This window comes from Sphingobium wenxiniae (assembly GCF_007830065.1).
Classification (GTDB): Bacteria; Pseudomonadota; Alphaproteobacteria; order Sphingomonadales; family Sphingomonadaceae; genus Sphingobium; species Sphingobium wenxiniae.
The window spans coordinates 153,911-168,722 of record NZ_VLKK01000005.1 but is presented as its reverse complement, the minus strand read 5'-3'; the positions used below and the strand labels follow the sequence as shown (position 1 = coordinate 168,722).

General features: G+C 64.4%; 17 protein-coding genes. 8 read left to right on the top strand and 9 right to left on the bottom strand.

The window, feature by feature from the left end:
* The first annotated feature begins 19 nt into the window (after positions 1 to 19).
* Positions 20 to 1,414, top strand: coding sequence for a 30S ribosomal protein S12 methylthiotransferase RimO (rimO, locus tag IQ35_RS08885; RefSeq protein WP_184204873.1), 1,395 nt, complete (start codon positions 20 to 22; stop codon positions 1,412 to 1,414).
* 26 nt (positions 1,415 to 1,440) lie between these two features.
* Here rimO and IQ35_RS08880 read toward each other — a convergent pair whose 3' ends face one another.
* Together IQ35_RS08880 and IQ35_RS08875 are read right to left on the bottom strand one after the other, a co-directional pair.
* The gene (locus IQ35_RS08880; protein ID WP_145072741.1) at positions 1,441 to 2,283 is read right to left on the bottom strand and encodes a PdaC/SigV domain-containing protein; all 843 of its coding nucleotides are present in this window, start codon (positions 2,281 to 2,283) and stop codon (positions 1,441 to 1,443) included.
* The gene (locus IQ35_RS08875) at positions 2,283 to 2,486 is read right to left on the bottom strand and encodes a hypothetical protein (protein WP_021243301.1); all 204 of its coding nucleotides are present in this window, start codon (positions 2,484 to 2,486) and stop codon (positions 2,283 to 2,285) included. Before IQ35_RS08875 ends, IQ35_RS08880 begins: the two co-directional genes overlap by 1 nt.
* A gap of 135 nt (positions 2,487 to 2,621) precedes the next feature.
* Between IQ35_RS08875 and IQ35_RS08870 the strand changes: the two genes are divergently transcribed.
* Genes IQ35_RS08870 through argC form a run of 4 tightly spaced genes read left to right on the top strand, consistent with a single transcriptional unit; the run spans position 2,622 to position 6,295 of the window.
* Positions 2,622 to 4,019: a leucyl aminopeptidase family protein gene (locus IQ35_RS08870; RefSeq protein ID WP_021243302.1), complete on the top strand. Its 1,398-nt coding sequence runs from the start codon at positions 2,622 to 2,624 to the stop codon at positions 4,017 to 4,019.
* A gap of 59 nt (positions 4,020 to 4,078) precedes the next feature.
* Positions 4,079 to 4,486, top strand: a complete 408-nt coding sequence (locus tag IQ35_RS08865) for a MarR family winged helix-turn-helix transcriptional regulator (protein WP_031290379.1) — start codon at positions 4,079 to 4,081, stop codon at positions 4,484 to 4,486.
* Positions 4,446 to 5,354, top strand: a complete 909-nt coding sequence (locus IQ35_RS08860; RefSeq protein ID WP_021243304.1) for a C40 family peptidase — start codon at positions 4,446 to 4,448, stop codon at positions 5,352 to 5,354. The genes IQ35_RS08865 and IQ35_RS08860 overlap by 41 nt, the downstream gene beginning before the upstream one ends.
* A complete protein-coding gene (gene argC, locus IQ35_RS08855; RefSeq protein ID WP_145072739.1) occupies positions 5,351 to 6,295 on the top strand; it encodes an N-acetyl-gamma-glutamyl-phosphate reductase in 945 nt (314 codons plus the stop codon). Before IQ35_RS08860 ends, argC begins: the two co-directional genes overlap by 4 nt.
* A 16-nt stretch (positions 6,296 to 6,311) precedes the next feature.
* Here argC and IQ35_RS08850 read toward each other — a convergent pair whose 3' ends face one another.
* Positions 6,312 to 6,521 (bottom strand): hypothetical protein, encoded by a 210-nt coding sequence (locus tag IQ35_RS08850; protein ID WP_021243306.1) that lies wholly within the window; start codon positions 6,519 to 6,521, stop codon positions 6,312 to 6,314.
* A gap of 226 nt (positions 6,522 to 6,747) precedes the next feature.
* Between IQ35_RS08850 and IQ35_RS21205 the strand changes: the two genes are divergently transcribed.
* Both IQ35_RS21205 and IQ35_RS08845 read left to right on the top strand, forming a co-directional pair.
* On the top strand, positions 6,748 to 6,921 hold the full coding sequence (locus IQ35_RS21205) for a hypothetical protein (RefSeq protein ID WP_169534383.1): 174 nt from the start codon (positions 6,748 to 6,750) through the stop codon (positions 6,919 to 6,921).
* Positions 6,922 to 6,981: 60 nt separating this feature from the next.
* Positions 6,982 to 8,310 carry a PQQ-dependent sugar dehydrogenase gene (locus tag IQ35_RS08845; protein ID WP_145072737.1) on the top strand — a complete coding sequence of 443 codons (1,329 nt, stop codon included), beginning with the start codon at positions 6,982 to 6,984 and terminating at the stop codon, positions 8,308 to 8,310.
* 8 nt (positions 8,311 to 8,318) lie between these two features.
* On the opposite strand, the gene IQ35_RS08840 is transcribed toward IQ35_RS08845, so the two are convergent.
* Positions 8,319 to 9,134 carry an ATP-binding protein gene (locus IQ35_RS08840; RefSeq protein ID WP_021243309.1) on the bottom strand — a complete coding sequence of 272 codons (816 nt, stop codon included), beginning with the start codon at positions 9,132 to 9,134 and terminating at the stop codon, positions 8,319 to 8,321.
* 109 nt (positions 9,135 to 9,243) lie between these two features.
* Here IQ35_RS08840 and IQ35_RS08835 point away from each other — a divergent pair, with 109 nt between their 5' ends.
* Positions 9,244 to 10,200 carry an L-threonylcarbamoyladenylate synthase gene (locus tag IQ35_RS08835; protein ID WP_145072735.1) on the top strand — a complete coding sequence of 319 codons (957 nt, stop codon included), beginning with the start codon at positions 9,244 to 9,246 and terminating at the stop codon, positions 10,198 to 10,200.
* Positions 10,201 to 10,203: 3 nt separating this feature from the next.
* On the opposite strand, the gene IQ35_RS08830 is transcribed toward IQ35_RS08835, so the two are convergent.
* From IQ35_RS08830 to IQ35_RS08810, 5 genes are all read right to left on the bottom strand, one after another.
* Entirely contained in the window at positions 10,204 to 10,473 is a 270-nt protein-coding gene (locus tag IQ35_RS08830; protein ID WP_021243311.1) for a hypothetical protein, read from the bottom strand.
* A gap of 88 nt (positions 10,474 to 10,561) precedes the next feature.
* Positions 10,562 to 11,095, bottom strand: coding sequence for a peptide-methionine (S)-S-oxide reductase MsrA (gene msrA, locus IQ35_RS08825; RefSeq protein WP_145072733.1), 534 nt, complete (start codon positions 11,093 to 11,095; stop codon positions 10,562 to 10,564).
* A 45-nt stretch (positions 11,096 to 11,140) separates the two neighbouring features.
* Positions 11,141 to 12,841, bottom strand: a complete 1,701-nt coding sequence (locus tag IQ35_RS08820) for a long-chain-fatty-acid--CoA ligase (protein WP_021243313.1) — start codon at positions 12,839 to 12,841, stop codon at positions 11,141 to 11,143.
* A gap of 136 nt (positions 12,842 to 12,977) precedes the next feature.
* Positions 12,978 to 13,661, bottom strand: coding sequence for a DUF1013 domain-containing protein (locus tag IQ35_RS08815; protein ID WP_021243314.1), 684 nt, complete (start codon positions 13,659 to 13,661; stop codon positions 12,978 to 12,980).
* A 114-nt stretch (positions 13,662 to 13,775) separates the two neighbouring features.
* Complete coding sequence (locus IQ35_RS08810) at positions 13,776 to 14,804, bottom strand: glycosyltransferase family 4 protein (RefSeq protein WP_145072731.1); 1,029 nt, start codon at positions 14,802 to 14,804, stop codon at positions 13,776 to 13,778.
* Between the last annotated feature and the right edge of the window lie 8 nt (positions 14,805 to 14,812).

Here is a 14,812-nt window from a genome sequence, read left to right as displayed (position 1 = left end):
ATTTGGCGCAAAAATCCCTATGTGCGCGCCGATCATGGCAACCAAAATCCCCTCGCCGCCCAAGGTCGGCATGGTTTCGCTCGGCTGTCCCAAGGCATTGGTGGACAGCGAGCGCATCCTGACGAAGCTGCGTTCCGACGGCTATCAGATGTCCGCCGACTATTCCGGCGCGGACGTCGTGCTGGTCAATACCTGCGGCTTTCTCGATTCGGCGAAGGAGGAGTCGCTGGAGGCCATCGGCGAAGCCATCGCGGAAAACGGCCGCGTCATCGTCACCGGCTGCATGGGCAATGAGGCGGACCTGATCCGCGCGAAATTCCCGCAGGTGCTGGCCGTCACCGGCGCGCATCAATATGAGGCGGTGGTGAACGCGGTCCACGACGCATCGCCGCCCGTGCCCAATGCCTTCGTAGACCTGGTGCCCGAAGGCGGGCTGAAGCTGACGCCGCGCCATTACAGCTATGTGAAGATCAGCGAGGGGTGCAATCATCGCTGCTCCTTCTGCATCATTCCGTCCCTGCGCGGCGATCTGGCGAGCCGCCGCGTGGACGCTGTGCTGCGCGAGGCGGAAAAGCTGGTTGCGGCGGGCACGAAGGAACTGCTCATCATCAGTCAGGACACGTCGGCCTATGGCGTCGACACCCGGCATGAAACGCGCCAGTGGAAGGGCCGCGAAGTGCGCGCGCACATGACCGATCTGGCCCGCGAACTGGGCCAGCTTCGCACCGGGGACGGCACGCCGCCATGGGTGCGGCTGCACTATGTCTATCCCTATCCCCATGTGGATCAGGTGATCCCGCTGATGGCCGACGGGCTGCTGACCCCCTATCTGGACATTCCGTTCCAGCACGCGTCGCCCAATGTGCTGAAAGCCATGAAGCGCCCGGCCAATGAGGCCAAGGTGCTGGACCGCATCCGCAATTGGCGCGACATCTGCCCGGATATCGCGATCCGTTCGTCCTTCGTCATCGGCTTCCCCGGCGAGACGGAGGCCGACTTCCAATATCTGCTGGACTGGCTGGACGAGGCGCAACTCGACCGCGTGGGCGCTTTCCGGTTCGAGCCTGTCGAAGGCGCGGCGGCCAATGCCCTGCCCGGCGCCGTGCCCGAAGAGGTGAAGGAAGAACGCTACCAGCGGATCATGGAGCGGACCGCCGCCATTTCCGCCCAGAAGCTGGCGGGCAAGGTCGGGCGCGCGATGCCCGTCATCATCGACGAGGTCGGCGAGCCGGACGAGGACGGCTCCATCGGCGCGACCGCGCGCAGCCAGGCGGATGCGCCGGAGATCGACGGCAATGTCTTCCTGCGCGATGTGGGCGAAGGGCGGCAGGCCGGCGATGTGCTGACCGCGCTGATCGAGGATGCGGACGAACATGACCTGTATGGCGTGCCGCGCGATTCGGCGTCTATCTGAAGTGCAGCGCGTCCAAATGCATGGGTTCAAGCCGGGATGAAGGCGTCCTGATACTCCGTCTTGATGGCCTTGCGAATCGCAGCGTCGACCGGAATCGCTACCTCATAGGTGCCCTCCGCATAGGGTCCGGCGCTGTAGGGGCCGACCACGACCGTCACGCTGTCGATCAGCTTGCCGTCTTTCGACGTCAGTGCCAGCACTTCCTTCATCGGATCGATGCATTTGGTGAAGTCGTCATCGCCCCGCACGACGGACGCGCCGCGCTTTTTCGCGCGCTGCCGGTCGAGTTCCTTGCAGAAGCCGTCATGAATCGCCGCCGCGAACGCCGTGGGAGACGTCATCATCGCGGCAAGGCTCGTTTCCCTCTTGCGGCGACGATCCCAGAACAGGGTATCGTAGCCCGTCATGCCGTGCGCGCCGCCGGTGAAGATGTAGGTCTGCGATTGCAGCGCCAGAAGCCGGGGCGTGTCGGCCGTCACCGTCCAGCGCGTTTCCAGGCTGTGCGGACGGAAGGGATAGCCCGCCTCGCGGGCCGATTTCTGATCCTCCCGCGCCATTTTGAGCGCATTGGCCTTTGCCTCCGTCATGCCCTTGCCGAGTTTCGACACCAAAGCGGGAACCGCCGCCGCCTGCCCCGGATAGGCATAGACAAATTCCAGCAGATCCGTCTTTTCCGAAAGCGCGAAGGGTTTGCCCTCCGGAACCGGCGGTTCTTCGCCCGCCATGCGGTTGACGAAGCTGGCGGCTTCCGCATCCGTCACGCGATTGGCGGCCGCGCTATTGTCGTGCGCAGAGGGTGAACAGGCGGGCACGAAAAGGGCCGCCGTCGCCAGCGACCCTATCGTCACGCAAAAGCGGGCATAACGCATCAATGGACTTTTGCCGCAGCCATGCAACGCTCGCTGATCGCCTTGCGCATGTAATCGCTCTGGAAGGCCCGTCCGGCATTGGACCAGCCTTCCGCGATCAGCGCCTGCTGAATGGCATGAGCGCCATCGAACCGGCCGCTTTCCGCCAATTTGTAGGCGCGGGCGCGAATGGCCTGAAGGCTGCTGTCGTCAGCGTGGAACATCCTTACTCTCCTTCATCGTTCCCATGGGTCGAAACCAGGCCGGCGCATCGTCGTGCCAAAGGACGAGGGGGCGCATCGAATGGAAGCAAAAAATGCGCTTTCCATCCCCGCCGCCTTTCCCCTACATCCTGCCGGATGACCGACTTTTCCGACCTGTTCAAAGCCGACAACGATCAGCCGGCCCGTTCGATCCACCTTTTAGACAGCAATGAATTTGAAGCCTGGCTGAACGGACAGCCGGAACGGATTCGAACGCTCGTCGGGGCGCAGAAATTCCGGGGCAAGGCGAATGAACATGCCGTCCTGCCCGCGCAGGGGGACGATGACTGGTCCGTGGTCGCCGGGGTCGCCGATCGGGAGAAACTGGGCACATGGTGCCTCGCGAAACTGGCCGAAGTCCTGCCCGAAGGCCATTACCGGCTGAGCGAGGGATCTCCCGGCGCGGCTGCGCTGGGCTGGATGGCGGCGCAATATCGATTCGGCCGCTATCGCAAGGAGGATAACCCGGTCGGCGCCCGCATATTGCTGACGAAGGACGTGGCGCGCATCGACGCCATGGTGCACCTGGCGCAAGCCGTGGCGCTCGTCCGCGATCTGGTCAACACGCCTGCCGCCGACATGGGACCGCCTCAACTCGAAAACGCGGCGAGCGAGGTCGCCGAGCGCTTCGGCGCCGCCTTTACGGTCACGAAGGGCGACGAACTGGAACAGGGCTATCCGATGATCCACGCGGTCGGGAAGGCGGCTGACAAGAGCTTCGCCCCGCGCCTGATCGAACTGCACTGGGGCGATCCGAAAAATCCCCGCATCGCCATCGTCGGCAAGGGCATCTGCTTCGACAGCGGCGGGCTGGACATCAAACCCGCCTCGGCGATGGCCTGGATGAAAAAGGATATGGGCGGCGCCGCCCATGCCCTTGCGCTGGCGCAGCTTGTGATGGGCGCACGATTGCCGGTGCGGCTGCATTTGCTGATACCGGCGGCGGAAAATGCGGTGGGCGGCAATGCCTTCCGCCCCGGCGACATCCTGAAAAGCCGCAAGGGGATAAGCGTCGAAATCGGCAATACCGACGCGGAGGGCAGGCTCGTGCTGGGCGATGCGCTGACCCGAGCGGGCGAGGACAAGCCGGAACTCATCATCGATTATGCGACCTTGACGGGTGCGGCGCGGGTGGCGGTCGGCCCGGATCTGCCCGCCCTTTTCACCAATGACGACGATCTTGCGGCAGCCGTGAGCGCGGCGGGCGCAAAAGTCGACGATCCAAGCTGGCGCCTGCCGCTGTGGGACGGTTATGCGGACATGCTGAAATCCGATGTGGCCGACATCAACAATGCGGGCGAGGGCGGCTTTGCCGGCGCCATCACGGCGGCGCTTTTCCTGCGGCGGTTCGTGCCGGACGACACGTCCTGGCTGCATCTCGACACTTTCGCCTGGAGGCCGTCAGCCCGGCCGGGACGGCCCAAGGGGGGTGAAGCGCTTGGATTGCGGGCGATTTTCAGGGTATTGCAACAGCGCTACGGACGGCCGGATTAAAGCCGGCAATCCTTTCCATCCGTTACGCAACCGGATTGGCTATCGTGCGTTAGGAGCAGATGGATGCCTCTACTGCAAAAGAATCGGTGGTGCAAAACCAGCGTCCCGGCATCGGCCAGCTTGGCCAATGGATGCAGACGCTGGTCGACTATGTCCGATCGGGAAAGCCGGATCTGACCAATCGGCAAATGGCGCTGATGATGACCGTCTATATCGATTCCGGGCCGCATACGGTGCGCGGATTGGCGGAAGTGCTCAATGTTTCCAAGCCGGTTATCACCCGCGCGCTCAACAAGCTTTCCTCGCTTGGCTATGTGCGGCGGGAGCGCGACGCTGCCGACCGACGCAATATTTTCATAGCGCGCACCCCTAAAGGGGCGGAATTTCTTGACGCCTTTCACCATTTCATCGCAGGAACCGCGCGCGATGAACCTGATAAACACCCCCGCGCCGACCGCTCCGCCTGAAAGAATCCGATTCAAGCTCGAAGGCCGATCGGCCGCTCTGGACAGCCGCACCCATGCGGCGCGTGGCGACTTGGCCGACGTTTCGCTGGCGGGCGTGCTGTTTTCGGCCCATTATGCGCGCGCGGTCAAATTGACCTGCGTGACGGCAGGCGCTCCCTTGCTGGCAGCGCCTGCCGTCACGGCGCAGGCCGTCAGCGCGTTGCTGCGGGGCGAAGTTTTCCATGCCCTCGACGTCACGACGGACTGGGCCTGGGGCTTTTGCGGACATGACGGCTATGTCGGATATGTCCGGCGGGAAGCACTCGATGTCCTGGAAGAACCGACCCATCGGATCGTGGCAGGGTGCGCGCCCCTGTTCAGCGCCGCCGACATCAAGGCGCCCGTCACCGACTATTGGCCGCGCGGCGCCTGCTTCGCGGGCGAGGAAAACGGCGCCTTCATCGCAACAGGCGAAGGCTTTATCCACAGCCGCCATGCGAAGTCGGTCGGCGAGACGGAAACCGACTGGACAGCGGTGGCGCAAGCCTATCTGGGCCAACCCTATGTCTGGGGCGGGCGCGGCCATCGCGGGATCGACTGTTCAGGCCTGGTGCAGGTCGCGTTGGGGCAGTGCGGCATCAGCGCGCCGCGCGACACGGACCTTCAACGCGAAGGCATCGGATCGCCCCTGCCGGACGATGCGCCGCTGCGCCGGGGCGATTTCGTCTTTTTTCCGGGCCATGTAGGCATCATGACCGACGCGTGCACGCTGCTGCACGCCAACGCGCATTGGATGGCCGTGGCGGCCGAGCCGCTGACGGATGTCGTGGCGCGGTTGCAGCCGGATCATGATGCGCCCATCATCGCGCGGCGGAGAATAAGCGCATGACGACACATATCTTTATCGACGGCGGCGTCGGCACCACGGGCCTTGAAATCCGCGAGCGGCTGGCCGGGCGTCCGGAACTGACGCTCCTCACCCTGGACGAGAAGGACCGGAAGGATTCGAGGGCGCGGCGCGATGCGCTGAACGACGCCGACATCGTGATCCTGTGCCTGCCCGACGACGCGGCGCGCGAAGCGGTGGCGCTGATCGACAATGGCCGGACACGCGTCATCGATGCATCGACGGCGCACCGCGTGGCCGATGGCTGGACTTACGGCTTTCCCGAACTGGAGCCGGGCCATCGCGAGAAGCTGGCGCAATCGCGCTTCGTCGCCAATCCGGGCTGCTGGCCCACCGGTTTTCTGGCGCTGGTGCGGCCCCTGACGCTTGCCGGGCTTTTACCGCGGGATTGGCCCGTCGCCATGTCCGGCACATCGGGCTATTCGGGCGGCGGCAAGTCCATGATCGCGGAATTCGAGGGGGCCGAAGGCGCGCCCACAGCGTTCCGGGCCTATGGCCTCGATCTGGCGCACAAGCATATTCCGGAAATGACGCGCTATTCCGGTCTTGCGCACCCTCCGATCTTCGCCCCCGCCGTCGCCAATGTGCATCGCGGCATGGTGGTGGAGGTGCCGCTGCAACTGCGCGCCATGCCGGGCAGGCCATCGGTCGCCGCAATGCACGCGGCCCTGACGGCCGCTTATGCAGGCTCGCCGATCGTCACGGTCGTGCCGCTGGCGGAAAGCGCTGCCATGACCCATCTGCGCGTCGAACATGTGGGCGCGACCGACCGCCTGACGCTGTTCGTTTTCGGCAATGAGGAGAGCGGGCAGGTGCGCCTGGCCGCCGCGCTCGACAATCTGGGCAAGGGCGCCGCCGGCGCGGCGGTCCAGAACCTGAATATTCTTGCCGGATTGCCGGAGACTTCGGGACTGCGCCTCTGAGCGGTCTTTCCCCGGTTCAGTGAATGGTGCCGAGCGGCTGGTCGTAGGAAAGCAGGACGATCAGCCGTTCGATCTGCCGCCAGCGGCAGAAGTGAATGTGATTACCCAGATCGCGGCTGCGGTCGGCGCGCGCGGCGGCTTCATATCCGGCATTGTCGCCGAACAGGCTGATGAGTTCGGCCGCTTCCTCATAGCTTTTGCGATCCGAAAGATATGGCAAGTGCATCGATCCCCCCATCCGACAAGCCCCCACGGCTTCCATGCCACCCTCAAATAGCGTGCCATTTTCAGGTTTCGAGGGGATAGGCGGGACAGAAGGGTGTACCGTCCGTTAGCCACGTCCCGATCCGGGACGAAAATCCCATCAAGGGACATTCCGTCCGGAAACGAGGCATGGACGATTGCGATAAAAGCGGCTGGTCTTGGCGTTCGGCGCATGGCAATGGCCGGACATGACGACAGGAAAGAACAACCCTACCGGCGCAGGCGCGATCATCGCCCTGCTGATCCTGGGCGGCGCGATCGTGGGCGGAATGATGGGACAGCCCAGCGCGGGCCTTTTGATCGGCGCCGCAGCGGGCATGGGAATTGCATTGCTGCTGTGGCTTCGCGAGCGCGGAAAATAGCTGTCCGCGACACCATCCTGCGCCTTGCCGGAAGAGCGAGGGCGGCATAGATGTGACGCCATGAAAAAGCATATCCTCGCGCTCGCCCTTATCGCGCTGCTCATTGTCGGCGGCGCGTTCTTCTATTTCGCGCGCGGCGACACCGCTCGACTGGCTTACGGGGCCGATGTCGGCAAGGAACCCGCTTTCACAACGCCCCGCAATGAGCTGATCCCCACCGTCAACATTGCCGAGGTGACGGGTTGGAAAGCGGGGGAAACGCCAATTGCCGCGAAAGGTCTTTCAGTCAGCCGCTTCGTCGACGGACTGACTCACCCCCGCTCCCTGCTCCGCCTGCCCAATGGCGACATATTGGTGGCCGAAACCAACAGCCCGCCGCGCCCGCAAGGCGGCGTCGTCCACCGCGTAATGAATTATATGATGGACAAGGCGGGCGCGGGCGTCCCCTCCCCCAACCGCATCACATTACTGCGCGACACGGACGGAGATGGGCGGGCGGACACGAAAACGGCTTTCCTCACCGGCCTCAACTCGCCCTATGGCATGGCGCTCATCCGCGATACGCTCTATGTCGCCAATACCGACGCGCTGCTGGCCTTTCCCTATAAGGAAGGCGAAACCCGCATTGCGGACAAGGGGCGCAAGATCCTGAGCCTGCCGGCGCAGGCGCCCAATCTTCACTGGACGAAAAGCCTCACCGCCAGCCCGGAGGGGCTGCTGTATGTCGGCGTCGGATCGAACAGCAACATCGCCGAGGACGGCCTCGACAACGAGGCCAATCGCGCCGCCGTGCTGGAAGTCGATCCGAAGACGGGCAGCTACCGCATTTTCGCGTCCGGCCTGCGTAATCCGACCGGTCTCGCCTTTGAACCCGCCAGCGGTGCTCTTTGGGGCGTGGTCAACGAGCGCGACATGCTGGGCAGCGATCTGGTGCCCGATTTCCTGACGCGTGTGGAGTTCGGCGCTTTCTATGGATGGCCTTGGAATTATTGGGGTGGCTATGAGGACCGCCGCGTCCAGCCGCAGCGGCCGGAAGTTCGCGAATATACCAAGCGTCCCGATTATGCGCTGGGCAATCATGTCGCGCCGCTGGGCCTGTCCTTCGCCAGGGACATGAAATTGGGCGCGCCCTTCGCCAACGGCGCCTTTGTCGGGCTGCACGGCAGTTGGAACCGCAAGCCCGCAGCCGGTTACAAGGTTGTGTTCGTGCCGTTCCAGAATAATGGCGAAGTCGCCGCCGCCAAGCCGGTCGATGTGCTGACGGGCTTTCTCGGCAAGGATGGGAAAGCCCATGGCCGCCCTGTGGATGTGACCAGCGACGGCCAGGGCGCGCTGCTGGTCAGCGACGATGTGGGCGGCGTGATCTGGCGGGTCGTGAAGGCGGACTGAGCCTTCGCTCAGAGCGCCAGGCCGTTCCGCCCCGCCAGTTCGACGACATATTGCCAGGCGACGCGGCCCGACCGGCTGCCGCGCTGCGTCGCCCATTGGATCGCCTCCAGCGGATCGAAGCTGAGGCCCAGGCTGTCCGCATAGCCCGAGACGATGTCGACATAGGCCTGCTGGTCGATCGCATGAAAACCAAGGCTGAGGCCGAAGCGATCCGATAGCGCCATCTTGTCGTCCACCACATCGCGCGGATTGACGGGATCATCCTGCTCCGAAAGATGGCGAGGCACGATGTGGCGGCGGTTGGACGTCACATAGAGCCGCACATTGGCCGGCCGCGCCGCCGTGCCCCCTTGCAGCAGGGAACGAAGCGAGCGCGCGTTGCCGATGCCTTCATCGAAGCCCAGATCGTCGAGGAAGAGGATGAAAGGCCGCTCCGTCCCGCGCAACAGCGAGAAGAGGCGGGGCAGGCTCGCCAATTCCTCTATCGCGCATTGCAGCAAGGCGACATCCTGTCCTTCCCGCTGAAGCTTGCGGACGACGGCCGCCACGGTCGCCGACTTGCCGGTTCCCCGCGCGCCCCACAGCAGCACGTCATGGGCGGCATGCCCCACTGCATGGCGGCGGGTATTTTCCAATAACACGTTCTTCTGGCCATCGATGCCCGACAGAAGGTCGAAATCGACCGGATCGAAGGCTTCCACCTGCACGATGGCGTTCCCGTCCCATACATAGGCAGGCGCGCCCGTCAGGTCGGCAGACAAAGCGGGAACCGGGGCGAGCCGCTCCAGCGCCTCGGCGATGCGGGTAAGAAGTGCGTCGTTCATCCCCCGCGCTTAATCGCCCGCCCGACGGACGGCAAGCCGCGCGGGGCTGTCATCCTTCTTTCGCATTGGCCTTTTACTGGTTTGCGGAGATGTTTATAGCGCGGGAACCGTGACTATCGCACATTCAGCCTTTTCCACGAAAATCCGCCGCTATGATGCGGAATCCCTGCGTGAAGCCGCCTTGCTGATCCGGGCCGGGGAGCCGGTGGCGGCACCGACGGAAACGGTCTACGGCCTCGCCGCCGATGCGACCGACAGCAATGCCGTGGCGGCGATCTACAGCGCCAAGGGCCGCCCCAGCTTCAACCCGCTGATCGTCCATGTGGCCGATCATGCGATGGCCGAAAAGCTGGCGCATTTCTGCCCGCAGGCCGAAAGGCTGGCGGAACGCTTCTGGCCCGGCGCGCTTACGCTGGTGCTGCCGGTGCGGCAGGACAGCGGTCTTTCGCCGCTCGTCATGGCCGGTTTGCCGACGGTCGCCATCCGGCTGCCCGCCCATCCGGCAATGCGCGCGCTCATCCGGGAAAGCGGCCGGCCGCTCGCCGCTCCCTCCGCCAATCGCAGCGGCGCGATCAGCCCGACCAGGGCCGAACATGTGCTGGCGAGCCTCAACGGCAAGATCCGCATGATCCTGGACGCCGGCCCCACCAGCGAGGGCGTGGAATCGACGATCGCCGCTCCGCAAGCGGACTGCATCCGCCTGTTGCGCCCCGGTCCCGTCACCGCGGCCATGCTGGAAGAAGCAGGCGGATTGCCCGTCATGACGGGCAAGACCGGCGCGAAAATCGAAGCACCCGGCCAGCAGGAAAGCCATTACGCGCCGTCGAAGCCGGTTCGCCTGGAGGTCATGAATGCGGAAAAGGAGGAATTCCTGATCGGCTTTGGACTGATGCCTTGCAACGTCAACCTCAGTCCCGACGCGGACCTGCGGGAAGCGGCGGCAAACCTGTTCGCGGCCCTCCATCTTGCCGATGCGAGCGCCGCCAGCGCCATTGCCGTGGCGCCCGTCCCCAACGAAGGCATCGGGGTCGCGATCAACGACCGCCTGCGCCGCGCCGCCGCCTGACCTTCAGGGACAATTGCCATAACCGGCGCGGACGCATTCGCGCCTGCGTTGCTTCTCCGCCTTTTGCCGCTCCCTGGCTTCGCGCGCTTCCTGCTTGCGCATCTTGCGGCCATAGTTCCGGTCGGCTTCCTCCCGGCTGGTCGTCGACCAGTCGACAGCCTGCGAACCGGCCCGCACCGGCAGCGTGGCGACATCGAGCGCGGTTTTCGCCACGCAGCCCGGCGCCAGCAGCAACAGGGCGGGCAGCGCGATCCAGGGCCGTCTTGCGTTCATCTTTTTTCCTCGCGATCCAGCCGCCAGCATAGCAGGTGAAGCCACCCGCCTGTCACGGAAAATACGGACGGGACCGGGCAGGCGGAAATCAACCCTCGATGCGTTCGGCGAAACCCTTGCGCAGCTTCGCCAGCTTGGGCGGAATGACGGCCATGCAATAGGGGTTGCGGTCGCCGACCCGGTCCCAATATTTCTGATGATACTCTTCCGCCGGATACCAGGGCGCGTCGGGTTCGATGGCCGTGACGATGGGATTGACGTGGTCGGATTGCGCCCGCTCGATCCCGGCCTTCGCCTCCGCCTCCTGTTCGGGCGAATGGGGGAAGATGGCGGAACGATATTGCGTGCCGATATCGTTGCCCTGCCTGTTGAGCGTCGTCGGATCATGCGTCGCAAAGAAGATATCAAGCAGGTCGGCGTAGGAAATCACGGCCGGATCGAAAACGATGCGGATCGCTTCGGCATGGCCCGTCGCACCGGAGCAGACCTGCTCATAGCTGGGGTCGGGCACCGTGCCGCCGATATAGCCGCTCTCGACCGATTTCACGCCTTTCAGATTCTGATACACGGCTTCCGTGCACCAGAAACACCCGCCTGCCAGCGTCGCGACTTCATCGGCCATGTCTTGCGTCCTTGTCTTAGGCGTTGGACGCACAGATAGGGAATGTCAGACGGCGGTTCCAGCCTTTAGCGCCTCGGCCTTCGCCTTTTCCTCGGCCACCAGTTCCTTGCGGGAAAGCTTGCCCACCAGCGTCTTGGGCAGGCTGGCGCGCACTTCCACGGCGCAGACCCGCTCATGCTTGCCCAGTTGCGGATTGAGCCAGTCCTTCAACGCCTCGCCGTTGATCTTCGCGCCTTCCTGCAAGGACACGAACGCCTTGGGGCATTCGCCGTGATAGGCATCGGGAATGCCGATCACCAGCGCTTCCTTCACCGCCGGATGATGATAAAGGACCGCCTCGACCTGGCTGGGAAACACCTTGAAGCCGCCGACGGCGATCATGTCCTTCAGCCGGTCGACGATCTTCACATAGCCATCGTCATCGATCAGCCCCACGTCTCCCGTCCGCAGCCATTGCCCGATGAAGACTTCCCTGTCGGCATCGGGACGCCGCCAATAGCCTTTCATGATCTGCGGTCCGGCGAAGGTCAGTTCGCCCGGAACGCCCGGAGGCGCTTCCTTGGCGGGATCCTCGCGGTCCACGATGCGCACGCGGGTGCCCGGCACCGGCTGCCCCACGGTCCCGCTCTTGTTCAGTCCCTCATAGGGATTGACGCAAACGACCGGACTGCTTTCGGTGAGGCCATATCCCTCGACGACCTTGGCGCCGGTCATCGCCTCGAACCGTTCCTTGATCTCCAGCGGCAGCGGCGCGCCGCCGGAAATGCAAAGGCGGAGCGAGGAGAAGTCGATGTTCGGCGTTGCCGGATTGTCCAGTAGCGCCTGATACATGGTGGGCACGCCGGGGAGCGACGTCGCCTTTGTCCGCTGGATCGCGGCCAGAACCTGCGCCGCGTCGAAACGGGGCAGCATCACGATCTCCCCGCCGTTCAGCACCGTGCGATTGAGCGCGCAGGTATTGGCAAAGACATGGAAAAAGGGCAGCACCCCGATGATCCGGTCCACCGATCCAGGCGCCGGGTCGATCATCTGCACCTGTCGCGCATTGGCTGTCAGGTTCTGATGCGTCAGCATCGCGCCCTTGGGCTGGCCCGTCGTCCCGCCGGTATATTGCAGCAGCGCGATATCCTGCTCCGGGTCGATCGGCGGGGCGGGATGGTCCCCGTCATTGTCGATCAGGCTTGAAAAGGCCATGACGCGCGGATCATTGGGGCGGGCCACGGTCTCCTTGCGCTTGAAGAGGCGGAAGAGGAAGGATTTGACGGGCGGAAGCGCCCCCGCCACCGATCCCACCACCAGCCGTTGCAAGCTGCTGTTGTCGAGCACCTCCAGCGCGGTGGGCAGGAGAGCGCTGGCGGACAGGGTGAAGAGGATCGTCGTGCCGCTGTCCTCGACCTGATGCTCCAGTTCGGCGGCGGTATAGAGCGGCGAATAATTCACCACGGTCGCGCCCGCCATCATGATTCCGTAATAGGCGGCGACATAATGCGGGACATTGGGCAGATAGAGGCCGACCCGATCCCCCTTCCCGATGCCCAGCCGCATCAGCCCGCGGGCAACCCGCCGCGCGCCGTCACGCACTTCACCATAGGAATAGATGCGGCCGTAAAAATCGATGAGCGGCGCATCGGGTTGGGCCTGCGCGCTCTGTTCAAACATCTCGACCATCGACATGGGCGCGAATTGCTGATCCCACGGAGTCGGATGATTGTAACGCTCTCTCCAGATGGTTTCATATTTATCCATTGGAAAGAATGTATGGGGCACGATTGCTTTACGCAAGCGTAAAGCCACGAAAAGGGCCGCGCCACCATGTGGCGCAGCCCTCGATTCCAAGCCTTTCAGGCGAACATGCGTTCGCGAAGGGAATGACGCTACGGCATCATACATGACCCTTGTTGTCGCTGAACGGATCGAGCACCTTCGCGACATCGGAAATCAGGTCGGCCTGGCCGTTCAAGGCCTCTTCCGCGCGGCGCGCGGCGTCGTCGCGTTCGCGGCGCAATTCTTCGATCAAAGCCTCGCGGTCGCCGTCCAGACGCGAATCGGTGGGGGCTTCGATGCCCGCCTTCTTGGCCGCCTTGGCGACCAGCGCGTCCAGTTCCCGCTGGGAGCAGAGGCCCAGCGTCACCGGGTCCTTGGGCACGATGTTCGAGATGTTCCAGTGCGTCCGATCGCGGATCGCGGCGATGGTGGTCCGCGTGGTGCCGATCAGCTTGCCGATGGCGCCGTCCGAAATTTCGGGATGGTTCCGCAGAATCCAGGCGATGCCGTCGGGCTTGTCCTGACGCTTCGAAACGGGCGTGTAGCGCGGCCCCTTGGTCCGGCGCACAGGTTCCGGCCCTTTCAGCATCTTGAGGCGGTAATCCGGGTTCGCTTCGCCCTTGTGGATTTCCTCCATGGTGATTTCATGCGCGCGAACGGGATCGCGGCCGGTATATTTGGTGCCAGCGGTATCGTCGGCGATGGCCTGCACTTCCAGGATATGAAGCCCGCAGAATTCCGCGATCTGATCGAAACTCAGCGCCGTATTGTCTACAAGCCAGCTAGCGGTCGCGTGGGGCATGAGAGGCTGGGACACGGGAATTTTCTCCACGTAAAAACAATAAGGGCCGCCCAAGCAGGGCGGCCATGACGGCGCAGGGATACTGCATGAAAGCGCGGGGAGCAAGGAAAAGCGTCAGGCTGCGCTGTCCATCCTCTCCCGGCCGATGGCGTGAAGGCCCGACAGGAAATCCCGCGCGCTGCTTTCCCAGGTGAAGGTCCGGCCATAGGCGGCGCATGCCGCCCGGTCGCACAGCAGGGCGGCGGCGATCGCCTCGTCCAGATTCTCCGCCAGCGCGCCTGTTTCGGGGGTGACGATGTCGACCGGCCCGGTCACCGGATAGGCCGCGACCGGCGTGCCGCAAGCCAGCGCCTCTATCATGACAAGGCCGAAGGTGTCGGTCCGGCTGGGAAAGACGAAGACGTCCGCTCCGGCATAGGCTCCCGCAAGCGCCTCGCCGAACATCGCGCCGGGAAAATGGGCGTCGGGATAGGCGCGCTCCAGCGCGGCCCGCGCGGGGCCGTCGCCGACGACGACCTTGCTGCCGGGACGGCGGCTGGACAGGAACGCCTCCAGGTTCTTCTCGATGGCGACACGGCCCACATAGAGCTGGATCGGGCGCGGCAGATCCGCGAGGAAGGTGGGCGGAACCGCTTGGGGGGTGAAGGCGGCAAGGTCCACGCCCCTGCCCCATGCCCTGACCTGCGCTATGCCATGCGCGCGCAATTGCTGCCGCACCGAACGGGTGGAGACGAGCACCGCGCTCGCGGGTCCATGGAACCAGCGGATATAGCGCCAGAACCATGAAGCGGGCAGCCCCGTGCGGCGCGCGACATAATCGGGAAAATGGGTGTGATAGGCCGTCGTGAACGGCAGGCCGGACCGCAGGCACCAGCGGCGCGCGGCCAGGCACAGCGGCCCTTCCGTCGCCAGATGCACGGCATCGGGCCGGAAACCGGCAATTTCTGCCCCCACGGCGCCCGGCCGCACCAGCGCCAGACGGATTTCGGGATAAGTGGGGCACGGGATCGAACCATAGAGGTCAGGCGAGATCAGCTTGACCGCATGGCCTGTCTTCTCCAGTTCCGCCTGCATCTTCTGGAGCGTGCGGACGACGCCGTTCACCTGCGGCAGCCAGGCGTCGGTGACGATGGCGATACGCATGAGCGCGC